This window comes from Alistipes sp. ZOR0009, from assembly GCF_000798815.1.
GTDB lineage: Bacteria > Bacteroidota > Bacteroidia > Bacteroidales > ZOR0009 > Acetobacteroides.
Map to the genome: position 1 here is coordinate 130,187 of NZ_JTLD01000014.1, position 22,808 is coordinate 152,994.

Sequence of the window (22,808 nt, forward strand, 5' to 3'; positions counted from 1 at the left end):
GAGGAGTTGTCCTCGGCATTTTTAATTATAACTTATAACTAAGCAAGAAGTTAAAGTTTTTTGTAAACGTTTTAACGAATACCGCATCCGACATGCCATTCCCTATTTCATACCGAAATTCAACGGAGTAATTATTGTAATTAATACCACTACCTACAACTAGCCCTTGCTCATGTTTTCTAATTGCAAAAGCTGTAGATTCACGTGTGTGCGTAATTGTTGAGGAGTATTCTGTTTTTACGATTTGTTTGTTTTTGTTCTCTTTGATTACGAGTCCATTTGAAACCCCTATATTAAAAAAGATTGAGTAGTGTTTTAATGGAAACTTGGCTCGAACTAAATTTTGTAGTTTAATATATGTAAGGCTTAATTGAATAAATTTTTCTTCTTTTTCTGAACTGGTAATTGTATGTGAGGTTCCTTTAGCATTATACGATGTCATTCTTAGATCATTATAAATGGAAAATTTGCTAAGATTTCTAGGTAAGATGATGTTAAGGAATACACCCCCAGATAGATTGTTAGAATTTGAAAATTTTACAGAACTGTTTTTAACATTGAAATTAGTTACAGTCAAACCTCCAATAATTCCAAATTCTGGCTTTATTTTGATTTCTTTTTTTTCAAATGCAATTTGTGAGTTTGTACATTGCTGGTAAAATTTGAAAATCGCTTTAAGATCCGACGTCTCGTACTTCAAATTGTTGATTTTACTTCTTATTTTAGGGCAGTCTCTAAAGTAGTATGCTAGTTGTCCTTTGTATTTGTTGTTTTCAGCAATTCCTCTAACTGTGCCTGTTTTGTTTTCATCTATATATTTTTTATAGACAAGTAAGTTAATTGTAGAGTCTATGCTGATATAAAAGTTTGGCTTGATGGCAGTATTGTTAAGATAAAGCTTTTGCCGACCATCGACAATAACTTGTAGGAATACGGTATCCTGTTGTAATTTTATACTGCTGTCGTAATCTATAAAGTAATTGTTGTTTGTGCTAGTCTCTACCTCAACGATGGCGCTTTCGTATCTATCATCGTCAGTTCCGAATCCTTTAATTGTTAATGGTGTGTGTGTGTGATACACACCATCTAGCGAAAGCTTAAATTTAATTTCTTTGGGGTTGCAAAGCCAGTTTCTGTAGTCTATGTATCCCTTAACTGTATCTCCTTTTACATCCAATATATACCCAGGGACATCATTTTTTTGCGAAAAGACAGCTGTTGATATTAAGCAAAAAAATAGCATGAAAGATTTTGATAGTAATTTCATTTAGAAATGTAATTTAAAAATTTGTTGCAAAATAAATATATATATTCCATAGGCATTAGATTTATGGGTTTAGGGCTGTTTAAATTAACTTTTGCGTAAAAGTGTCATTCGCATGCCAATGGTTATTTTATATTCGAGTACATATCGTTGAAGAAGCAACAAATAATCATCACTTATGCGTGAATTTCAGCTAAACATTCTTCATCATACCTGCTATTCGCCATTAAAGAGCTAGTTTTGCCCCAATTTTGCAGTTGTGCATGCATTACAATAATTAAGGAGTAGATAAATCGGATGATTACAGTCTCTAATTTGGCCATTCAGTTTGGTAAACGCATTCTTTTTCAAGACGTAAATCTTAAGTTCACCCCCGGAAACTGCTACGGGATAATTGGCGCCAACGGTGCTGGTAAGTCCACCTTTCTTCGTATGATTAGCGGCGATCAGGACTCCACTCGTGGTAAAATCGAGCTTGGACCTGGCGAGCGCCTTTCGGTACTTAAGCAGGATCACTTTGAATTTGACGAATTCACCGTACTCGATACGGTTCTTATGGGGCATACCGTTCTCTGGGGTATCATGAAGGAGAAGGATGCCATATATGCAAAGCCCGATTTCTCGGAAGAGGATGGCATTCGTGCCTCTGAGCTGGAGGAGAAGTTCGGCGAAATGGACGGATGGAACGCCGAGAGCGATGCCGCATCGCTGCTTAGCGGCCTAGGCATTAAGGAGGATAAGCACTTTAAGCTTATGAAGGAGCTGAGCGGTAAGGAAAAAGTGAAGGTGCTGCTGGCGCAAGCGCTGTTCGGCAAGCCCGACAACCTGCTGCTCGATGAGCCTACCAACGACCTCGACCTCGAAACCGTAATGTGGCTCGAAAACTACCTCTCCAACTTCGACAACACCCTGCTGGTGGTATCGCACGACCGACACTTCCTCGACTCGGTGTGTACCCACGTTGTGGACATCGACTTTGGTAAGGTGAAGCTATTCCCCGGTAACTACAGCTTCTGGTACGAAAGTAGCCAGCTGGCCCTTCGCCAGCAGGCCAACCAAAATAAGAAGGCCGAAGAGCGCAAGAAGGAGCTCCTCGAGTTCATCCAGCGCTTTAGCGCCAACGTGGCTAAGAGTAAGCAAACGACCAGCCGTAAGAAGATGCTCGAAAAGCTTAACGTGGAGGAGATCCAGCCATCTACCCGCCGCTACCCCGGTATCATCTTTACCCCCGAGCGCGAAACTGGGAACTCCATCCTTGAGGTGCGCGACATCAACAAGGTGGCCGACGATGGTACCGTGCTGCTAAAGGATGTATCCTTTACGGTGGAGAAGGACGAAAAGATCGTATTCCTATCGAAGAATCCGCTGGCGATGACCGCCCTATTCGAAATTCTGAATGGGCACCTGCAGCCAGATGCTGGCTCGTTCGACTGGGGTATCACCATTACCACGGCCTACCTGCCGCTCGAAAATAGCGAGTTCTTCGAAAATAACATGAACCTGGTGGAGTGGCTTGGCCAGTACTCTTCGGATACCAGCGAGAGCTTCCTACGTGGATACCTCGGTAAGATGCTCTTCTCGGGCGAGGAGATTTACAAGAAGTCGAACGTGCTTTCGGGAGGCGAAAAAATGCGCTGCATGATCTCGCGCATGATGCTCCGAAACGCCAACGTGATGATCTTGGACAACCCAACCAACCACCTCGACTTGGAGTCGATCCAGGCCTTCAACAACACCCTTACCAACTTTAAGGGTAACGTGCTGATGTCCTCGCATGACCACGAGTTTATTCAAACGGTATGTAACCGTATCATCGAGCTTACGCCAAACGGCATTATCGATAAGCAGATGGACTACGACGACTACATCACCAGCGACAAGATTAAGGAGCTACGCGATAGCATGTACCAATAGCAATGAATCCCGCCACCGTGCGGGATTTTTTTTTGTTTGTGGAGATGCGACTTATCGCGTCTCCTTTCACCTATAGGAGGCCGCTAACCTTCCTGCACCTTTGTTTTCCTCATTCGCTCCAAAATCAGCTTTTCAATCTCGTCCATCTGCTCAACCGGCAGCCCCTGTACCAGCTTCACGAGCCCAACGGCGGCATCCTTGCGCCGAATGGATTGCAGCGCGTGCCCTTCAATATCGGTGTTGGGCTTCGATGGCGTCCACTCAAAGAGATCGTTGGGCGTGCAGTTTAGGCTTAGGCATATCTCCTCCAGGTTGCTCAAGTCAATCTTTTGGGTGAGGCTTCGGGATAGATGGTAGGCCTTGTTGTGCTTGTAGCCATGCGCCTTCAGGAAGGAGTAGGCGTTATCGATCCCTTTTAGGGCAAGCACGCGCGAGATGTTTAGCTTCAGCATAGCGTTCCGTTTTTGGTTGCTTCTGCTAATTTATGGCATTCTTTATTTCGAGATGCTGTTTTCCCTTAAAAAGTAGCATCACTTTTCTTTAATATGGAGAACTTTAATCCGGAAGATGGCTCAAACGGGAAATCTTTTAGTCGTATTTTACGGTCGGACGAGCTAATGGATGCCGGTATTGATAGCCGACGTTGCGCAGAAGAGCTACTATCGGTCAGTTGGGATAACCGACGTTGTTCGGAAGAGCATAGCTAAGCTGGTGTTGGTATCATACGTTGGTTGGAAGAGCAAGTTGGCCTATAAAATGGTAACCCAAGCCCTTCGGAAGAGCTTGGGTGTATCAAAAATGGTAGCATTAAGCTGTTGTTAGTAAGGTTAAGCGTACCGAAGTCTATCAGAACAAAGGAACTACCTTGCCCTCGTGCTAATTTCTGCTGGTTAAGGGGGCGAAGTCGCATATATAGGGATGGGCTACCGAGTAAAATTAGTACTTTTGATTGGTAGGTTTACTGCTAGGTGAAAAAGGCTGCTGGAAGGATCTGTCACTTATTCGCCAAGTTCTTTATCTCGATAATCTTATTACATGGAGCGAAAATAGGGTGTAAAAGCTATAGATTGAAACTTAAAGGGCGGCGTGTTTTGCAATTCGAAACTTTACCTCTTTTAAATTTTGATATATTGTTAATGGCATTGCCTTATTAGACTACAGGTTGAAACTTTATTTACTTGAAATGTTTATAAATTATCTGTTCTTGGGATAAAAAACTATCAAATTGTTTTTATGTATTGAAAAAATCAGTAAAATTGTCATTGTAAAAAATCAACCTACAACGATGAGACAAACACCTATTGACTTTAATACGGTAAATCGATTGAAGACGGAATCGGGGATTGCTGGTATTGGAAAAGCCTCTATACGTGAATTGGTTAAGTTGGTTGGCCAGATAGAGGCTGCAACTAGCTCTAGCTTTGTGCGAATGGAGATGGGAGTTCCTGGGTTAAAGACCCCGTCGGTTGCAATTGATGCCGAAATTGAAGCTTTAAGAAGTGGTGTTGCCTCAATCTACCCTTCTATAGAAGGTATTCCCTCCCTAAAAACCGAACTTTCGCGTTTTGTTAAGAATTTTCTGGATATTGAAGTGGCAGAGGAGGGGTGTATTCCGACGGTAGGCTCAATGCAGGGTGGAATGGCCGCCTTTATGGTTACTAGCCGATACGATAAAGATCGCGATACGATTCTTTTTATCGATCCCGGATTTCCTGTTCAGAAAACTCAGCTTAAGATGCTGGGGATAAGCTATGAGTCGTTTGATGTATACAACTATAGGGGTGAAAAGCTGCGTGCTAAGCTGGAGGAGTACCTTCAACAGGGCAATATCTCAAGCATTCTCTACTCTAATCCGAACAATCCCTCGTGGGTTTGCTTTACCGAAAAGGAGCTGCAGATTATCGGAGAGCTTGCCACAAAGTACGATGCTATCATAATTGAAGATTTAGCCTACTTTGCAATGGACTTTAGAAAAGATATGTCGGTGCCCGGGAAACCCGCATTTCAGCCTACGGTTGCAAAGTATACCGATAACTACATGCTTCTGGTTTCTGGGTCAAAAGCTTTTAGCTACGCAGGACAACGTATCGGAAGTATGATTATTTCTAACGCTTTGTTTAAACGTCAGTTTCCCGACTTGAAGCGTTATTTCATGAACGATATTTTTGGGAAGGCCGTAATATTCGGACCAATTTATGGCTTATCTTCAGGTGTTGCTCATTCGGTACAGTACGGTTTTGCGGCCTTGCTTAAGGCTGTAAACGACGGAAAGTATAACTTTGTAAGCGATGTGAAGGTTTACGGAGAGCGAGCAAAAGTGCTGAAGAGGATCTTTACCGAAAATGGATTTGAGATCGTTTATGATAGGGATGAAGATCAAATTTTGGCTGATGGATTCTATTTTACCGTAAACTACCCTTCTTTTACAGGCGAAGAGCTGGTGGAAGAGCTGCTGTACTATGGTGTAAGCGCTATTTCGCTAAGTACTACGGGGAGTGATAAAGAGGGGATCAGAGCTTGCGTATCGCAGGTTAAGCCCGAACAGTTTGAGGTACTAAGAGAGCGATTGGAGGTTTTCCACGCGCATCATCAGGCGAATAAAAAAATTAAGCCGGCATCATTAGTTTAAAATCAAAGGAATCAAAACATAACTGCATATGGCAAAAATTAGAGGAGCGATAGTTGTTGACGCCGAAAAGTGCAAAGGGTGTTCTCTTTGCGTGGTTGCTTGTCCAACTAAAACCATTGGCCTTGCGCATGAGGTGAATGGCAAAGGCTATAACTTTGCTCGAATGGTGAATCCCGAGAGTTGTATAGGATGTTCTAACTGCGCATTAGTTTGTCCTGATAGTGTAATTACTGTGTACAAGGTCAAACTAGAGGCCTAATAACCCTAACTAGAATAGCATTGCAATATGAAAGAGCTAAGACTAATGAAGGGAAATGAGGCTATCGCTGAAGCTGCGATTCGTTGTGGCTGCGATGGCTATTTTGGATACCCAATTACCCCTCAATCGGAAATTATGGAAACTCTTATGGTTCGTAAGCCATGGGAGGAAACAGGGATGGTTGTTTTGCAGGCCGAAAGCGAAACGTCATCAATAAACATGCTGTACGGTGGAGCAGCAACCGGAAAAAAAGTGATGACCTCATCTTCATCTCCAGGGGTGAGCTTGATGTGCGAAGGCTTGACTTACTTGGCAGGAGCAGAGCTTCCTTGCTTGGTGGTGAACGTTTCTCGTGGAGGTCCCGGTTTAGGAACAATTCAACCTGCACAGTCTGACTACTTTCAGGCAGTTAAAGGTGGTGGACATGGCGATTACCATCTAATCGTTCTTGCCCCTGCTTCTGTTCAGGAGATGTACGACTTTGTAGACCTAGCTTTTGAGCTCGCATTTAAGTATCGTAACCCAGCTATGATTCTTGCCGATGGCGTTATCGGTCAGATGATGGAAAAGGTTTACCTAAGCGAATTTAAGCCACGTTGGACAAAGGAAGAAATTGTTAAGCTGAATGGTGAATGGGCTTGTGTTGGCAAACCAGCCAGCCGTGAGCGTCATATCTCTACCTCACTTGAGCTAGAATCTGAGCGTCAAGAAAAGTTCAACCACAAGCTTCAGGCTAAGTACAACGTAATTAAGGAGAATGAGGTTCGTTTTGAGGAAATGATGTGCGAGGATGCTGACTACATCATCATTGCATACGGTTCTTCTGCTCGTATCTCTTCTAAAGCTGTTGAACTTTGCCGTGCTGAAGGCATTAAGGTTGGTATGCTTCGTCCAATTACCTTATATCCTTTCCCAACTCAGCAAATCATTTCGCATCTTTCTCATGCAAAGGGTATGCTTGCCGTTGAGATGAGCGCAGGACAGATGGTTGAAGATGTTCGTTTGGCTGTAAACGGAAAGATTCCAGTACACCATTTTGGACGTTACGGTGGTATTGTTCCATCACCAAATGAAGTGGTTGATGCAATTAAGGCTAACTTCTTAGGAGGAAAATAGTATGGCTGAAATTTTACTAGAAGATATTGTAAAGCCAGAAAATCTGGTTTACCAAAAAACAAAAGTGCTTACTGATAATGTAATGCACTACTGCCCTGGATGTACCCACGGCGTTATTCATAAATTGATTGCTGAGGTAATTGAGGAGATGAATATTCAGGAAGATACCATTGGGGTATCACCTGTTGGATGTTCTGTGTTGGCCTACAACTACCTTGATATTGACTGGTTACAGGCTGCACACGGTCGCGCTCCTGCGTTGGCAACAGCAGCAAAGCGTCTAAACCCAGAAAAGCACGTGTTCACCTATCAGGGTGATGGAGACTTGGCTTCTATTGGTACAGCCGAAATCCTACACGCCTGCAACCGTGGTGAAAACATCGTGGTAATTTTTGTAAACAACGCTATCTACGGTATGACTGGGGGGCAAATGGCTCCAACTACGCTTATCGGACAAAAGACGGCTACGACTCCTTACGGACGTACTGTTGAGTTGAATGGACACCCATTGCGTATTACTGAACTTATTGCTCAGCTTCCAGGTGCTTCGTTTGTAACTCGTCAGAGCGCTCAAACACCAGCTGCTGTTCGTAAGGCAAAGAAGGCCATTCGTAAAGCATTCGAAAATGCAGCTAACTGCAAGGGTACTTCTTTTGTTGAAGTTGTGGGAACATGTAACTCTGGATGGAAACTGTCTCCCGTTAAGTCTAACCAATGGATGGAGGAGAATATGTTCCCATTCTATCCGCTTGGTGATTTGAAAGACGAATAGCCTAACCAATTATCAAAACGAGAATTGCAATGAAAGAGGAAATCATTATAGCCGGATTTGGAGGACAAGGAGTTCTATCAATGGGCAAGATTCTTGCTTACTCTGGCATTATGCAGGGACAAGAAGTTACTTGGATGCCATCTTACGGTCCCGAAATGCGTGGTGGTACCGCTAACGTAACCGTAATACTAAGCGATGATAGGATTAGCTCCCCAATTGTACATGAGTACGATACGGCGATTATCCTAAATCAACAATCAATGGATAAGTTTGCTGCCAATGTAAAGCCTGGTGGTGTGCTTATTTACGATCCAAATGGTATAATAAACCATCCTACACGTACTGATATCAATATCTACAAGATTGAGGCTGCCGAAGAGGCTGCAAACATGAATAATGCGAAGGCATTTAACATGATTGTGCTAGGTGCTTTCTTGAGCGTTAAGCCAATTGTGAAGATGGAAAATATCCGTAAAGGTTTGGAAAAATCGCTTCCTGAGCGTCACCATCATTTAATTCCAATGAATGAGGAGGCAATCAAAAAGGGAATGGAAAAGGTAGTTACATTAAATGCTCTATAGTAAAAAGCGGCCTAGTGCCGCTTTTTTATTTTAAGGTATTCTTTTCACAACTCCGAATTCTTTTTTGATCTCGACGGTGGGTTTTCCTTTATAGTAAACTGCTCCAAACCCATTAATGCTGCCAATAAGCTGCTTTTTTGCGCTTATCTGGGCTTTTCCTGTTCCGTTGATAACGACGTTTGTATTGCTCGTGTTTAGGCCAAATCCGTCGTACATTCCGGCTCCATTCATCGTAAGCTTGACTTTCTCACTTTCCCCTTTTAGCCTTATATAGGAGGCACCTCCCGATGTTATATCAAAGGTTTGACAGATTAAAGCTAAATCAATTTTACTAGAGCCGCTCAACCTTACGGATAGCGCTTTTACTTTCAGCTCGTTTTGCGATTTTAGGTTGGCATACCCGTCAATCTGGAGGTTGTTTAGGTTGGTTACGTAGAGGTTTATTGTTGGAATTTCATCGTTTCTTAGATGAAGCCTACGGTCTCGATCTTTCGCCATTTCGATAGTCAGCAGCCCTTCCCGTACGGCAACCTTAATCCTGTTTACAACGGATGGCATTCCGATAATTTGTAGAGCGCTATTTTTACATTGGCTGATGTTAATCTCAAACCCTCCGGTAATAGCAACCTTTTCAAAAGGTAATGTTTTGAAAATTTTGGTAGTCGGTTTTGTAGCCCAAAGTAGCTGGCTTGCTGACAGAATTAGCAGTATGGATAGTATCCTTTTCATGGCTAAGGATTTTTTTAAATTTAGTAAAAAAAGGATACTAGAAAAGCTAATGGTGAAAAAAATGCCCGAATACGGACTAGGTATTCGGGCTTGCAAGATCGATATCCTAAGATATCAGGGGTATAAATTGGTTTTGCAAATATAGCAAAAAAAGTTAGGCTTTTCTTTTGTTGAATGCGATAGCCAAGATGTAAAGGAGGCAAACTAGAGGAACCGCGAATCCGGCTACAATATTGTTTGTCATATCTGCTACCACTCCAAATGCCAACGGAACAAATGCTCCACCTATAATTGCGGTAACCATAAGCCCTGAGATTTCATTTGCCTTTTCGGGTAGTGAGTCTACGGTAATGGAGAAAATAAGCGGGAAGATGTTTGCAAATCCAAATCCAACAATGAAAATGGCAATAAATGCAACCATCTCGCTTGGGGCAATGAATAGCAGCAGGTTTCCTGCAATAGATAAAATGGTGGTAAGTACTAAAAATTTCTTTGGAGACATCCAGTTTAGAATGATAGAGCCAAAGAAGCGGCCAGCCATTACAGAAATAAAGAAAAATAGGGTTCCCAGAAGTCCTAATTTGGTAATGTCGTAGTTAAATACATCTGCTAGGTAGTTCGGTAGCTTAGATGACATTGAAACTTCAGCACCCACGTAAAGGAAGATCCCCATTACCATTGCAAGTATGTATCCGTTAGTAAGAAGAGACAAGCAAGAACTTAGAGTTGCTGGTTTTGCATTTTCATCACTCTTTTTTTCTTCCACCTTAGTGAGAAGGATATACACGATGGTTAGTGCTATAAGTACGGCATAAATTGGGAAAAGAACTTTCCAGTCTAATCCAAAGTAGCGGCCAGCAACTAGAGGGATGAGCGATCCAGATAGAGAACCGATAGCCTTTACAAACTGTCCAAGAGAAAGGTTGCGCGAATACTTTCCTTCTGGCGATACATCTCGCATGATAGGATTTCCAGCTACCTGAAGGCAGGTTGCTCCTGCACCTAAAAGCAGGATAGAAACTAGCAGAATTACAAAGCTAGAGAACTGTCCGATAATAGGAAGGATAAGCCCTACTAGGGCGATTACCAATCCGTAGATTAGAACCTTCTTCTTCCCAATTCTATCTTGGATAAGACCCATTGGAATTGAAAGCAGACCAAACATGATAAAACCCATAAAGGTTAGTAGACCTGCTGCGAAATTTGATAGTTTAAATGCTTCTTGAACTTGGCTTGTTAGCGGCCCTACAACATCTCCAAATCCCATGCACAGGAATGCAAAAAAGATCGGAAGAGCTGCAAGTTTGTTTGCCTTAGTGGCTTGTCCCATGGTGTTTCTTTTTTATTAAGGTTAAATATAACGTACGAAGATAAATAACCCTAAGAAATATAAAATACCAGTCGACAAATATTAACGTTACTAAGATTGATGTGCCGTAATGAGATGGCGTGAAAATGTTTGATAGATAGCTTATAAGGGCATCATAAGCCATCTACGGAGATGACTTATGCGATACTATTCATCAAGAAGATCTGGTCTTAGGCGTTTTGTTCGCTCATAGGCTTGTTCTTCCTGCCATTTGGATATTTCCTTAAAATTTCCAGACATTAGAACTTGAGGTACTTCCCATCCGTTGTAAACGGCAGGGCGTGTATATACAGGAGGTGCTAAAAGCCCGTCCTGAAAGGAGTCGGTTAGGGCTGAGGTTTCATCGGATATAACGCCTGGAACGATGCGTACAACGCTATCTACAATAACAGCCGCCGCGAGTTCTCCTCCCGAAAGTACAAAATCGCCAATAGAAAGCTCCATTGTAACTACATGTTCACGAATACGGTGGTCGACACCTTTGTAGTGACCGCAGAGTATGATAATATTATCTAAAGTGGCAATGCGGTTGGAGATGCCTTGCTTTAGGGTTTGCCCATCGGGTGTTACGTAGATTACCTCGTCGTAGGTTCGTTCGTTTTTTAGTTTTTCGATGCAGCGAAAAATCGGATCGCATGTCATAACCATTCCTGCATCGCCACCAAATGCGTAATCGTCCACACTCTTGTGCTTATCGGTGCTGTAGTCGCGGATGTTATGTATGTGTATTTCTACCAACTCCTTCTGCTTTGCCCTTTTTATGATGGAATGGTTGAAGGGACTTTCGAGAAGTTCTGGATGAATGGTTAGAATGTCAATTCTCATTGGATGAATTTTTTGCAAAGTTAATAGACTCGGCGAAATCGGCAAAAAGGAGGAATAATGCAGGAGTAAAACCTGTTAAAATAGGCTGCTGCTAGAGTAGTTCTTGGCAATATGCGCTTTGTAAAAGTTAATCGGCCAGAGCTTCACAGCAATGGCCGATTTTTCTAAAACCACATAAAAAAACGTATATCAATTGCTAAGCAATTCAAATTTAGTAGGCTGCAAAGATAACAGAAATCATCTCTGCTGCGTCATCCTGTTCGATAAAAAGAATTTGAGCAGGCATAACTCACGAATATAGCATAAAAATCTATAAAAAAGAGAAAGCCTGGATGATTTATTGATCCAGACTTTCCTTATTTTGGTTTACTAGATTTTTAAACCTCTACGGTTCCGTTGGCCGGAATGGTCACTTTTGCATCCCTTACAAGCACTGTAAGCTGCTCGTTGCTTTCGTTGGTAAGAGTGGTTTTGCTTCCTTCGAATTTGGCCTTGATGGTACGTCCACGGAAGATTGTCTTAAACGAAAGGCTCTTCCAGTTTTGAGGGATAAATGGATTAAAGTATAAGGTGTCTTCCTTGATACGAAGTCCTCCAAATCCTTCAACAACAGACATCCAGCTCCCTGCCATTGAGGTAATGTGAAGCCCCTCATTAACCTCCTTGTTGTAATCGTCGAGATCTAAACGTGCCGTACGTAGGTACATCTTCATGGCACGCTCCATGTCTCCTATTTTACAAGCAAGGATGGAGTGTACGCATGGTGATAGCGAAGATTCATGCACCGTGCGTTGTTCGTAGAAGTCAAAGTTTTTGGCAATGGTTTCCATATCAAAATCTTCTTCGAAGAAGTAAATTCCTTGAAGAACGTCTGCTTGCTTGATGTAAACTGAGCGCAGGATGCGATCCCAGCTCCATTTTTGGTTTAAAGGACGCTGACTTGGATCTAAATCTTTAACGAGAATCTGCTCCTTGTCCATGAATCCATCTTGCTGTAGAATAATGCCCAACTTTTCATCGTATGGCAGATGGATTTTTTCAACAATATCCGCCCATTTAGAAAGCTCGGAGGCTTCGTTAAACGAAATTTTTTCTTGGATTTCAGCCCATTTATTCGCATCTGTTTCCTTAACGTATGCAATGCATTCTGCAGCATACTTCATAGTCCAGGTTGCAATATAGTTGGTGTACCAGTTGTTGTTTACGTTATTTTCGTATTCGTTTGGTCCGGTAACTCCGAGCATAACGTATTTTTGGCGCTTTTCCGACCAATTTACACGCTGAGACCAGAATCGGGCGATCCCGATAAGTACTTCTAGTCCATATTTTGCTAAGTAACTTTTATCGCCAGTGTAGCCGATGTATCGGTAGATACCGTATGCGATGGCGCCATTACGGTGAATTTCCTCGAAGGTAATTTCCCACTCGTTATGGCACTCTTCTCCATTCATGGTTACCATTGGATATAACGCTGCTCCGTTGTTAAATCCGAGTTTAGCAGCATTTTCTATTGCTCTGTCTAGTTGGCGATAGCGATAGATGAGGAGTTGTTCTGCCACGTGCTCTCCTGCGGTTGCCATATAGAAAGGAAGACAGTAAGCTTCGGTATCCCAATAAGTTGATCCACCATATTTTTCACCAGTAAACCCTTTGGGGCCAATATTTAAACGGGCATCATCACCGGTGTAAGTTTGGAATAGCTGGAAGGTGCAAAAGCGAATTCCTTGCTGAGCTTCCGCATCGCCTTCTATGATAATATCTGCATGCTGCCATTTTTCGAGCCACTTGCTGGTATGCTCGCTTTTTAGAGTGGCATATTTAGCGGCAACAGCTTTACTTAGAATTTCAGATGAGTTTTCAACCAGCTTGTCAAGATCGTGGTTAAGCGTAGAGGTTACGGCAACATACTTGTGAATAGTTAGCGTCTCTTCTTTTGCTACAGCAACCTCTGTGGCGTTAGACACGTATTTTTCGTGCTCAGCAGAAACAAGTTTTGTGTTGGTACTCTTTTCGTTGATGCTGTAGCAAACCTCCATGTTCCAGCATACGTTAAAGTCCAACTTTTTGGTTTTCATTGTCAAAAAGCCACCTTTTGTTGTGGTTCCTTTCGAAACTTCGTCCCAAAACTTTTCGTTGTAGTTCGAATCTTGGTTGACAACATCACCATCGATGTAGGCCTCAATTTCTACTTTGACATCAGAATTCAAAGGACGAATAGAGTAAGATATTGCAGCCACTTCGGGACGAGCCATGCTCATAAAGCGTTCTGCAATAACCTCTATCTTATTTCCATTTGTAAGTTCGACTACAAAATTACGTTGAAGCAAACCATGCTGCATGTCAAGAACTCGGCTAAAGCTAACAATCTTGTTCTTGTCTAAGTTAATGCTCTCTCCATCAACTTTTACACGAATACCGACGAAGTTGGCAGAGTTAAGTACCTTTGCAAAATACTCTGGATATCCATTTTTCCACCAACCCACGCGGGTTTTGTCTGGATAGTAGACCCCCGCGATGTAGCTTCCTCTAAGCGATTCGCCTGTGTAATCTTCCTCGAAATTGGCCCGTTGGCCCATCATTCCGTTGCCAATGCTGAAAATGCTTTCAGAACCTTCAACCCTATGTGGATCAAAACCTTCTTCTACAATTTTCCACTCGTCAACTTTATATTTTTTCATCCGACTAAATATTTTAAAAAGGTTGGATGTATCCCCCATATTATATTTTGCCTGTTGGCTTTCTAAAATGTGGGCTTCCTTTACTATGTTATTTACAATTCAACAAACTCACGAACTTATTGTAATCTAGCACTGATAGGCCTTCAACTACAACATCTGCTTCTTTGAGCATTTCCTGATTTCCAATGCCAACAGCAAACATATTTCCTGCTTTTGCGGCTTCTATGCCTGCCTCTGCATCTTCAAATACAACGCAATTTTCTGGAGCAATTCCAAGCATTTGAGCTCCGGTAATGAAAACCTCCGGATCTGGCTTTGCTGCGCTAACTTTTGTGCCATCAACAACTACATCGAAGAGAGATTTTAGCTCCAATCGATCTAAAATTAAGTCAGCATTTTTGCTTGCAGAACCAAGAGCAGTCTTAATTCCTTTTTCCCTAATTTGAGATAGGAATGAAACTACCCCAGGAAGAATTTCTTCTTTTCCCATTTTGGTGATATACTCTACATACCACTCATTCTTCATTCGAGCCCACGTATCCATCTCTTCGTTAGAGGCACTTTTACCTCCCACTTCAAGCAGGATTTCGAGCGAACGCATGCGGCTCACGCCTTTTAGACGTTCGTTGTCTTTTTCAGTGAATTCAAAACCAAGCATTTCGGCTAATCTTCTCCACGCTAGATAGTGATACTTTGCGGTATCGACTATTACACCATCTAAGTCGAAAATACAGGCTTTAACATCTTTCATTTTGTCGTAAATCTAGATAAAACAATTACTGGAGTGCTGCAATATACAGCCTCTAAATTGATTGAATAACAAGTTGTTAGTTAATGTTCTTTTGCGTTCGTTAATTATGTATACGCAAACGATTTAGGCCGTAGTTTTTTGATCCTTTACAACGAATACAAATAAGCTTGCAATGAGCATCGAAATGCCTGCAAGGATTATCATATAGATAGCACGGTCGTTGAAAAGGTATTTTAGTAAAGGTCCGGTAAGTAGTCCGCTGATAATTTGAGGCACTACTACGGTAATATTAAAGATTCCCATATAAACGCCAGTTCTACCGGCTGGTAGCGAGCGTGATAAAATGGCATAAGGCATGGCTAGTATGGCAGCCCATGCAATTCCGATTCCGACCATAGATAGAATCAGCGCGTACTCACCCTTAAATAGGTATATCGAAAGAAATCCTAAAGCTCCCATTATTAATGCAAATGCGTAGGTTTTTTTTCGGCCTAAGCTATCTGCAATCTTATTCATAAATATGGCAAATACGGCTGCAAAAACGCTGTAAAGGCCAAATAGTACGCCTACCCAGTTTGCTGCATCGTTGTATGCACTTGATGAAGAGTCTCCGATCGCTGTTCCCCAAATGTGCTGTGCTACGGCAGGAGTGGTGTAGACCCACATAATAAAGAGGGCAAACCATGAGAAAAATTGAACAACGGCGAGCTGACGCATGACTAGAGGCATGCTTGCTAGCGTTTTCCAGAAGCTGATTTTTTCCGAAACTTTTTCTTCTTCCAGTGATTTTCCTTGATATTCTGCGAACTCTTTGGGGGCATACTCCTTCGTCCTGAAAACGGTCCAAAGTACAGATACGAGTAGAATTGCACCTCCAATATAGAATGACCAAATAACAGAAGGTGGAACATGCCCAGGTTCGGCTGTATTTTCTATTCCAATAACATTGGTGAGAATATATGGTAGAAGTGAGCCTATTATTGCTCCAAGGTTAATAAGAAGAGTTTGGACTGAGTAACCAATATTGGTTTGGCTATCTGGCGTCATATCAGCAACTAATGATCTGAATGGCTGGAAGGTTACGTTGAACGAAGCATCCATCAGTGCGAGCATTAGAGCACCAAATGCAATTGGTGGGATAATATGGATTAGCCAGTTGGCATTTGGCATAAGAAACATTCCTATGGCAGCAGCAATTGCGCCTCCAAAAATGAAAGGCTTTCTTCGTCCTAAACGATTCCACGTTCTATCGCTAGCGGCCCCAACCCATGGTTGTATTATTAGCCCCATAATGGGAGCCAATAGCCAAAAAAAGGAGAGGTGATGAAGGTCTGCTCCAAAGTTGGAGAGTATGCGCGATACGTTTGCGTTTTGTAATGCAAAACCAGCCTGAACTCCTAAGAATCCAAAGCTTAGGTTCCAAATTTGCCAAAAAGACAGTCTTGGTTTCGTCTTCATTATATCGTTGCTTTATGGTACGTTAAAATTGCTTAAAACTAACTCCAAAAATAGGAAAAAGAGTATCGGAATAGCAACAAGAATCATGCTATAAAAAGTAGATTAAAAGCACTTTGGGCAAATCAAACGTTTGCGATCGTGCAAATCTTACTAAAAAAAACAAAATCCATGTTATATAACATCTAAATTTTAAAGAAGCTCATTAAAACCAAAAGGATGTTAACCTCTGTATTTATACGGGTTTGTTTTGTTGTGATAATTTCAATAAAATGAGATTGTTATCCTTGTATTTTTGCCCTGTGAATTACGTCTAAAAAGGGATGTTTAAGATAGACCTTGAAAAATGAAAGGGGAGGTAGTTGAAATCTAAAAAGGCTAAAAAAAGCGTAAAAAGTCTCGATTCGTAGATTTTTGTGACGATATGTAAGCCTTTGATGTTATTTCGAAGGGAAGGAGTTGAAGAGAGAAACTTGGTAAGAAAGAGCCAATATTAAAATTTTGTTTCGGAGTTGGGAAAATGAAAAAGGACTACCATATCTGTAGCCCCTTTTTTAAATTCCTACGCAGTTTCTCGTACGACGATATTCGCTTCAAGCTTATGCTCCCGCTCTTGGGTCGATTTTTTGCCTATTTTATCGAGTAAGGTTTGCATTGCGACTCGTCCCATCTCCTTTCCTGGTTGCCTAACCGTGGTTAGCGGTTGGTCTAGCATCTTTGATACATCCTCATCTCCGAAGCCAACAACGGCGACTTGGTTCGGAACTGATAGTCCTTCTTTTTTAAGCGCTTTTAGTACTCCAATTGCCGTATAATCGTTGCATGTAAAGATGGCATCGAATGGGATGTTTTGGCTAATCAAAGTTTCTACTCCCGAAAATCCTTTTTCAAAAGAGTCAGCATGTAGGAGTAGGTTTTCGTTAAAGGCGATACCATTATTTTCTAATGCCTTTTTGTAGCCCTTTAGTCGCTCTCTTCCCACATGGGTAGATGCAGGACCCGCGAAATGGGCTATAGATTGTCGACCTTGCTTTATTAGGTATTCAACGGCGTCGTAGGCACCTTTAAAATCGTCAAAAACGACGCAGTCCACGTTTTCTCTTTCAATTGGTCTGTCAAAAAAGACAATTGGTATCCCATCAAGCTCCAATTCGTCTAAATGCTCGTATGAGGAGGTTTCTTTAGATATCGAAATTATCAAACCGTCAATCCACCCATCAGCAAAAGCGTCTAGCGCTTCCCCTTCCTTGATATAGCTTTCATTACTCTGCTGTACGATTACGCGTATTTTATGCTTGTCTGCCACTTCCTGAATTCCCGCAATTACTGACGAAAAAAAGTAGTGGACTAATTCGGGTATAATGACTCCAACAACGTTACTTTTGCTGTTTTTTAAGCTTAGAGCCATCATATTTGGCTTGTACTTAAGTTTTTGCGATAATTCTACAACCGCCTTCTTTGTTTCGATGCTAATGTCTGGATGGTCTTTTAGCGCTCTGGATACAGTTGACGCAGATAAGCCTAGCTCTCTTGCGATATCCTTTATGGTTACTCGGTTGCTTTTCATTGTTATACAATATTTTATTTGCGATTTGCAATGATACCAAAATAAAAAATATGATGGCAACTTGTTTCAATTTGAGAGAATAAAAATAGTTAAAAATATGTTGTATAACATTTTTACACAACCGCAATCGATTGCACAATCGATTGCTACCTGCAGTGTATCAATAATATGTGTTAATGTAACTAAAGTTATGGTAATTTAGCGCAGCAAAAAGGTCAATTTCTAAAACGTAAATTAACATTTGAATTATGGAACTACCCATTTCTGCATTAAGGAAAACCCTTATGACCTTACTGGTAGTTTCCCTATTTACCGTAAGTGCTCTAGCACAAACTGTAAAGGTAACGGGAAAAGTAACGGACAGTAAAACTGGAGAAGGTCTTCCAGGGGTAAGTGTGATAGTAAAAGGTACCCAAAATGGTACCGCGACAGACATTAATGGGGCTTACTCTATTAATGCGCCTAAAGGTGCTTCTTTAGAATTTTCATTTGTAGGTTATACAACTACAACAGCAAAGGCTGAGGGAGCAACGTTGAATATTCGGTTGGTGGAGGCCTCTAAGACAATCGATGAGGTTGTGGTGATTGGTTATGGAAAGGTAAAGAAAAATGATGTTACAGGATCGGTAACGGCAATTAGTGCTGACAAGATGGTTAAAGGGGCTGCTAGTTCTGCTTCTGACATGCTTGTAGGTAAGGTTGCTGGTGTAAGTGTTATTACAGATGGAGGTGCTCCTGGTGCGGGAGCAACCATTCGTGTTCGTGGAGGTTCTTCTATGTCTGCAAGTAATGACCCATTAATTGTTATTGATGGTGTTCCTGTTGATAATGGAGGAATTAGCGGGATGGCAAACCCATTGGCTACAGTGCATCCTAACGATATCGAAACATTTACAGTATTAAAGGATGCTTCTGCAACTGCTATTTATGGATCTAGAGCATCTAATGGTGTAATTATTATCACAACTAAAAAAGGGCAAAGTGGAAAAGTAAAGGTAGATTATAGTGGAAATTTTTCAATTAGTACAAAGTCGAATACGGTAGATGTTATGAGCGCTGATAAATTTCGATCATTTGTTGTAGAAAAATTTGGTGCGAATAGTCTTCAAGCAAAAGCGCTAGGTGCTGAGAATACAGATTGGCAAGATCAAATATTCCGTACTGCTTATAGTACTGATCATAATGTTAGCCTTTCTGGATCGATTCCTCAAATGCCTTATAGAGTTTCAGTTGCCTATACCAATGATAATGGTATTCTTAGAACGTCTAATATGGAGCGTGTGACCGGAGCAGTAAGTTTAAGTCCTAGCTTTTTTAACAAGATGCTTAATATTCAAGTAAACGCTAAGGGAGTTTACAACACGAATCGTTTTGCAGATAAAGGTGCTATTGGACTTGCAACTCAATTTGATCCAACACAGCCTATTCGTGTGGATAACAGCAAATATGGTAATGGCTTTTTTATGTATCTGAAAAAGGATGGAACTCCAATTGATATTGGTTTAACAAATCCAGTTTCCATGCTTGAGCAGAAGCACGATGAATCAACTGTTTATAGAAGTATTGGAAATATACAGGCTGACTATAAGTTCCACTTTCTTCCAGAATTGAGAGCTAATCTTAATATGGGATACGATGTGTCAAAGAGTAAAGGCGATATTATTATTGATGATAATGCACCAATGACTTGGACATCTGGTAATTTTAAAACAGGATTTGGAGAGAATAGTCATTATTCTCAGTCGAAGCGCAATACGCTACTCGATTTCTACTTTAACTATGCTAACACGTTCGGGATACATAATGTAGATGTAATGGCAGGCTATTCTTGGCAGCATTTCTACAATTCAACAGATAATACCTACCCATATTCTGCAGCTATGGCTGAAGCAAAAGGTAAAGAGGTTTACAAGTTGGGTGATGATTATAAGAGTGAAAGTTACCTTGTTTCTTTCTTTGGACGCCTAAATTACACATTGTTAAGTAAATATCTTTTGACAGTTACGGTTCGTAATGATGGTTCTTCTCGCTTTAACCCAGATAATAGATGGGGTTTGTTTCCTTCAGCAGCTTTAGCTTGGAAACTTAATGAAGAATCGTTCCTTAAAGATGTATCAGTTCTATCAGATCTAAAGTTGCGTTTAGGTTATGGTATTACAGGTCAACAAAACTTAGGTAATGGAGACTATCCATATATGGCTCGTTATATGTACTCTAAAGCTGGTGCAAACTACTATTTTGGAGATACAAAATATCCATTAATAGCTCCATTGGCTTTTGATGAAAATCTTAAATGGGAAGAAACTACAACCTATAACGTAGGAGTGGATTATGGCTTTTTGAAGGGACGTGTTTCTGGTACTCTGGATGTATATTTCCGTAAAACGGACAATCTTTTAAATACAGTAACAGCTCCTGCTGGAACAAACTTTAGTAATCAACTGCTAACAAATGTTGGTACACTAGAAAATAAAGGTGTCGAATTTACTGTGAATGCGAATGCCATTAACTCGAAGGAGTTGAACTGGACTATCGGTTATAATATATCTTATAACAAAAACAAAATTACAAAGATGACTAGAAATGATGACCCTAATTATGTGGGGGTTATTCATGGCGGAATCGATGGTGCAACAGGCACGAATGTAATGATTCACTCAGTAGGAAAGCCCTTCAATTCGTTCTATGTATTTGAACAACTCTATTCAAAAGATGGAAAAGCAATAGAAGGTGCTTATGTAGACCAGAATGGTGATAATAAGATTGATGATAAAGACCTTATTGCCTTTAAGAAATCTGCTCCAGATGTTTACATGGGGATAACATCTCAGTTGTCTTACAAAAACTGGGATCTCGGATTTGCTGTGCGAGCAAGCATTGGAAATTATGTTTACAATAATGTTCAGTCAAATCGTGAAGCTTATTCAGGTGCTAATATGTACGATCAAACAGGTTTCCTAAAGAACCGTCTCAACTCAGCATCATCAACTAACTTTAAAAATGTTCAGTATCGTTCGAGCTATTATGTTCAAAATGGCTCTTTTGTAAGGATGGATAATATCACATTGGGCTATAACTTTACAAAGTTATTTAATGATAAGCAACGTGCGCGTATCTACGCTACGGTTCAAAATCCATTCATCATTACTAAATATAGCGGATTAGATCCTGAAATCAGTGGTAGCGGTCTTGATAATAACATTTATCCACGTCCTCGTGTATTCCTACTTGGGATTAATCTTAACTTCTAATCAGTAGAACATGAATACTATAAAATCTAAATATTTTATTCCTGGTGCATTACTTGTAATGATGGGATTTTCTTCTTGCGTGAACGATCTCGATACAATTCCGCTTGATAAAGACGAACTAGTTTCTGAAGTTGTTTTCGGTAATACGCAGAGTGCGTACGATCAAAGTCTTGCTAAAATATATGCAGGCATGGCAATAGGAGGAAACAGTGGCGGAGATGCAGATCAAGATGTAGCAGGAATTGATGGTGGTAGCCAAGCATCGTTTTTACGTGTGCTTTGGAATATGCAGGAACTGTCATCTGATATGGCGCATTGTGCATGGAACGATGTTGGAATTCCTGAGTTTAATCATATAACATGGAGTTCTTCTAGCCCTTGGATTAAGGGATCTTATTATCGTCTTTTCTATCAAATCAATGTTGCTAACGCTTTTCTTCGAGAAACAAGCGACGATAAGTTGAACTCTAGAGGTTGTAGTGATGAACTTAAAGCTACAATTAAAACGTATAGGGCTGAAGCTCGTTTTCTTCGTGCAATGACTTATGAGTATGCATTAGATCTGTACCGTAACGTTCCTTTTGTGGATGAAAATAGTCCTATTGGGAGTATTCTTCCTAAGCAAATTAAGGCGGCTGATCTTTTTGTATGGATAGAAAAGGAGCTGGTTGCTTGCGAAAAAGATCTTCGTGATCCAGTAGTTGGTTTTAACTCAAACTACGGGCATGCTAATAAGGCTGCTGCTTGGGCTTTGCTATCTCGCTTATACTTAAATGCAAAAACCTATGTAGGTGTTGATAAGTATACAGAAAGTATTACCTATTCAAAGAAAGTAATTGAGGTAGGTTATGCTCTAGAGCCAGTTTATGGCGATATGTTTAAGGCCGACAACCATCTTTCGAAGGAGATGATTTTCCCTATTCGTTACGATGGTGATCAAACGATGACTTGGGGGGGGATGACAGCCTTCTTATGTTGGGGTGCTGCTGCTACCCAAGAAGAAACCAATGCAAAAGGTGCTTGGCAAGGGGTACGCGCAAAGTCGTCATTATACCGTTTGTTTACAAAAGAGGATGCGAGCGCATCTGACTCTCGTATGGCAATGCTTCGCGTAGAGCATACAACTAACATTGAAATAGACGATGAGAATACCTTCAAGAATAATGGTATTCCTGTAACTAAATTCTATAATGTAAATAAGGATAAGTCACTACCTGCTTCAAAAGAAGCTTACGTTGACTTTCCGCTGTTCCGTCTAGGTGAGATCTACTTAAACTATGCTGAGGCTGTACTAAGAGGTGGACAAGGTGGTAGTAGAGCAATTGCTCTTGGATACGTAAATGATCTTCGTAAAAGAGCGTATACCGATAAGTTTGCCGCTCCTATTGGAGACTCTCAGTTTGATTTGAATTTTATTATAGACGAGCGTGGCCGTGAGTTGTTTTTCGAAGCTCAGCGTCGTACTGATTTGGTTCGTTTTGGTCTATACACTTCTGCAGACTATCTATGGCCTTGGAAGGGTGGAGTTAAAAACGGGAAAGCCGTAGAGTCTTATTTTAAGGTATTCCCAATTCCTTCTGACGACATGGGTACAAATACCAATTTGACTCAAAACGAAGGGTACAATTAATAACACAATTCAGAACAA

18 protein-coding genes are annotated in these 22,808 nt (G+C 41.1%); 9 read left to right on the plus strand and 9 right to left on the minus strand.

Annotation, left to right across the window (positions count from 1 at the left end; genetic code table 11):
- Positions 1 to 25 precede the first annotated feature (25 nt).
- The gene (locus tag L990_RS04825) at positions 26 to 1,267 is read right to left on the minus strand and encodes a hypothetical protein (RefSeq protein ID WP_047446057.1); all 1,242 of its coding nucleotides are present in this window, start codon (positions 1,265 to 1,267) and stop codon (positions 26 to 28) included.
- Positions 1,268 to 1,561: 294 nt separating this feature from the next.
- Between L990_RS04825 and L990_RS04830 the strand changes: the two genes are divergently transcribed.
- Positions 1,562 to 3,178: an ABC-F family ATP-binding cassette domain-containing protein gene (locus tag L990_RS04830; RefSeq protein ID WP_047446058.1), complete on the plus strand. Its 1,617-nt coding sequence runs from the start codon at positions 1,562 to 1,564 to the stop codon at positions 3,176 to 3,178.
- Positions 3,179 to 3,261: 83 nt separating this feature from the next.
- Here L990_RS04830 and L990_RS04835 read toward each other — a convergent pair whose 3' ends face one another.
- Positions 3,262 to 3,630: a helix-turn-helix domain-containing protein gene (locus L990_RS04835; RefSeq protein WP_047446060.1), complete on the minus strand. Its 369-nt coding sequence runs from the start codon at positions 3,628 to 3,630 to the stop codon at positions 3,262 to 3,264.
- Between the two features lie 169 nt (positions 3,631 to 3,799).
- On the opposite strand from L990_RS04835, the gene L990_RS20185 reads away from it, so the two are divergent.
- The 6 genes from L990_RS20185 (at position 3,800) to L990_RS04865 (ending at position 8,535) form a co-directional block, all read left to right on the plus strand.
- Positions 3,800 to 4,000, plus strand: a complete 201-nt coding sequence (locus tag L990_RS20185; protein ID WP_047446062.1) for a hypothetical protein — start codon at positions 3,800 to 3,802, stop codon at positions 3,998 to 4,000.
- A 463-nt stretch (positions 4,001 to 4,463) separates the two neighbouring features.
- On the plus strand, positions 4,464 to 5,807 hold the full coding sequence (locus L990_RS04845) for an aminotransferase class I/II-fold pyridoxal phosphate-dependent enzyme (protein WP_047446064.1): 1,344 nt from the start codon (positions 4,464 to 4,466) through the stop codon (positions 5,805 to 5,807).
- Between the two features lie 28 nt (positions 5,808 to 5,835).
- On the plus strand, positions 5,836 to 6,066 hold the full coding sequence (locus L990_RS04850) for a 4Fe-4S binding protein (RefSeq protein ID WP_047446066.1): 231 nt from the start codon (positions 5,836 to 5,838) through the stop codon (positions 6,064 to 6,066).
- A gap of 27 nt (positions 6,067 to 6,093) precedes the next feature.
- Entirely contained in the window at positions 6,094 to 7,182 is a 1,089-nt protein-coding gene (locus tag L990_RS04855) for a 3-methyl-2-oxobutanoate dehydrogenase subunit VorB (protein WP_047446068.1), read from the plus strand.
- A gap of 1 nt (position 7,183) precedes the next feature.
- Positions 7,184 to 7,954, plus strand: a complete 771-nt coding sequence (locus L990_RS04860) for a thiamine pyrophosphate-dependent enzyme (protein ID WP_410488761.1) — start codon at positions 7,184 to 7,186, stop codon at positions 7,952 to 7,954.
- Positions 7,955 to 7,983: 29 nt separating this feature from the next.
- Positions 7,984 to 8,535, plus strand: a complete 552-nt coding sequence (locus L990_RS04865; RefSeq protein WP_047446069.1) for a 2-oxoacid:acceptor oxidoreductase family protein — start codon at positions 7,984 to 7,986, stop codon at positions 8,533 to 8,535.
- Positions 8,536 to 8,565: 30 nt separating this feature from the next.
- On the opposite strand, the gene L990_RS04870 is transcribed toward L990_RS04865, so the two are convergent.
- The 7 genes from L990_RS04870 to L990_RS04900 all read right to left on the minus strand — a co-directional run bounded on the left by L990_RS04870 (position 8,566) and on the right by L990_RS04900 (position 17,909).
- Positions 8,566 to 9,264 carry a head GIN domain-containing protein gene (locus tag L990_RS04870; RefSeq protein WP_047446071.1) on the minus strand — a complete coding sequence of 233 codons (699 nt, stop codon included), beginning with the start codon at positions 9,262 to 9,264 and terminating at the stop codon, positions 8,566 to 8,568.
- Positions 9,265 to 9,418: 154 nt separating this feature from the next.
- Positions 9,419 to 10,594: an MFS transporter gene (locus tag L990_RS04875; protein WP_052180739.1), complete on the minus strand. Its 1,176-nt coding sequence runs from the start codon at positions 10,592 to 10,594 to the stop codon at positions 9,419 to 9,421.
- Between the two features lie 186 nt (positions 10,595 to 10,780).
- Positions 10,781 to 11,458, minus strand: a complete 678-nt coding sequence (trmD, locus tag L990_RS04880) for a tRNA (guanosine(37)-N1)-methyltransferase TrmD (RefSeq protein WP_047446072.1) — start codon at positions 11,456 to 11,458, stop codon at positions 10,781 to 10,783.
- Between the two features lie 377 nt (positions 11,459 to 11,835).
- Positions 11,836 to 14,136, minus strand: a complete 2,301-nt coding sequence (locus L990_RS04885) for a family 65 glycosyl hydrolase domain-containing protein (protein WP_047446167.1) — start codon at positions 14,134 to 14,136, stop codon at positions 11,836 to 11,838.
- Positions 14,137 to 14,224: 88 nt separating this feature from the next.
- Positions 14,225 to 14,887: a beta-phosphoglucomutase gene (gene pgmB, locus L990_RS04890; RefSeq protein WP_052180740.1), complete on the minus strand. Its 663-nt coding sequence runs from the start codon at positions 14,885 to 14,887 to the stop codon at positions 14,225 to 14,227.
- 123 nt (positions 14,888 to 15,010) lie between these two features.
- Positions 15,011 to 16,345, minus strand: coding sequence for an MFS transporter (locus L990_RS04895; protein ID WP_047446074.1), 1,335 nt, complete (start codon positions 16,343 to 16,345; stop codon positions 15,011 to 15,013).
- 559 nt (positions 16,346 to 16,904) lie between these two features.
- Positions 16,905 to 17,909, minus strand: a complete 1,005-nt coding sequence (locus tag L990_RS04900; RefSeq protein ID WP_047446076.1) for a LacI family DNA-binding transcriptional regulator — start codon at positions 17,907 to 17,909, stop codon at positions 16,905 to 16,907.
- 248 nt (positions 17,910 to 18,157) lie between these two features.
- On the opposite strand from L990_RS04900, the gene L990_RS04905 reads away from it, so the two are divergent.
- The gene (locus tag L990_RS04905; protein ID WP_047446078.1) at positions 18,158 to 21,160 is read left to right on the plus strand and encodes a SusC/RagA family TonB-linked outer membrane protein; all 3,003 of its coding nucleotides are present in this window, start codon (positions 18,158 to 18,160) and stop codon (positions 21,158 to 21,160) included.
- Between the two features lie 10 nt (positions 21,161 to 21,170).
- A complete protein-coding gene (locus tag L990_RS04910) occupies positions 21,171 to 22,790 on the plus strand; it encodes a RagB/SusD family nutrient uptake outer membrane protein (protein WP_047446079.1) in 1,620 nt (539 codons plus the stop codon).
- Positions 22,791 to 22,808: the final 18 nt, after the last annotated feature.

Bases quoted from the DNA above. Each gene is read 5' to 3' on its own strand.
- L990_RS04825 (WP_047446057.1), bottom strand. From the start codon at position 1,267: ATGAAATTACTATCAAAATCTTTCATGCTATTTTTTTGCTTAATATCA.
- L990_RS04830 (WP_047446058.1), top strand. From the start codon at position 1,562: ATGATTACAGTCTCTAATTTGGCCATTCAGTTTGGTAAACGCATTCTT.
- L990_RS04835 (WP_047446060.1), bottom strand. From the start codon at position 3,630: ATGCTGAAGCTAAACATCTCGCGCGTGCTTGCCCTAAAAGGGATCGAT.
- L990_RS20185 (WP_047446062.1), top strand. From the start codon at position 3,800: ATGCCGGTATTGATAGCCGACGTTGCGCAGAAGAGCTACTATCGGTCA.
- L990_RS04845 (WP_047446064.1), top strand. From the start codon at position 4,464: ATGAGACAAACACCTATTGACTTTAATACGGTAAATCGATTGAAGACG.
- L990_RS04850 (WP_047446066.1), top strand. From the start codon at position 5,836: ATGGCAAAAATTAGAGGAGCGATAGTTGTTGACGCCGAAAAGTGCAAA.
- L990_RS04855 (WP_047446068.1), top strand. From the start codon at position 6,094: ATGAAAGAGCTAAGACTAATGAAGGGAAATGAGGCTATCGCTGAAGCT.
- L990_RS04860 (WP_410488761.1), top strand. From the start codon at position 7,184: ATGGCTGAAATTTTACTAGAAGATATTGTAAAGCCAGAAAATCTGGTT.
- L990_RS04865 (WP_047446069.1), top strand. From the start codon at position 7,984: ATGAAAGAGGAAATCATTATAGCCGGATTTGGAGGACAAGGAGTTCTA.
- L990_RS04870 (WP_047446071.1), bottom strand. From the start codon at position 9,264: ATGAAAAGGATACTATCCATACTGCTAATTCTGTCAGCAAGCCAGCTA.
- L990_RS04875 (WP_052180739.1), bottom strand. From the start codon at position 10,594: ATGGGACAAGCCACTAAGGCAAACAAACTTGCAGCTCTTCCGATCTTT.
- trmD (WP_047446072.1), bottom strand. From the start codon at position 11,458: ATGAGAATTGACATTCTAACCATTCATCCAGAACTTCTCGAAAGTCCC.
- L990_RS04885 (WP_047446167.1), bottom strand. From the start codon at position 14,136: ATGAAAAAATATAAAGTTGACGAGTGGAAAATTGTAGAAGAAGGTTTT.
- pgmB (WP_052180740.1), bottom strand. From the start codon at position 14,887: ATGAAAGATGTTAAAGCCTGTATTTTCGACTTAGATGGTGTAATAGTC.
- L990_RS04895 (WP_047446074.1), bottom strand. From the start codon at position 16,345: ATGAAGACGAAACCAAGACTGTCTTTTTGGCAAATTTGGAACCTAAGC.
- L990_RS04900 (WP_047446076.1), bottom strand. From the start codon at position 17,909: ATGAAAAGCAACCGAGTAACCATAAAGGATATCGCAAGAGAGCTAGGC.
- L990_RS04905 (WP_047446078.1), top strand. From the start codon at position 18,158: ATGGAACTACCCATTTCTGCATTAAGGAAAACCCTTATGACCTTACTG.
- L990_RS04910 (WP_047446079.1), top strand. From the start codon at position 21,171: ATGAATACTATAAAATCTAAATATTTTATTCCTGGTGCATTACTTGTA.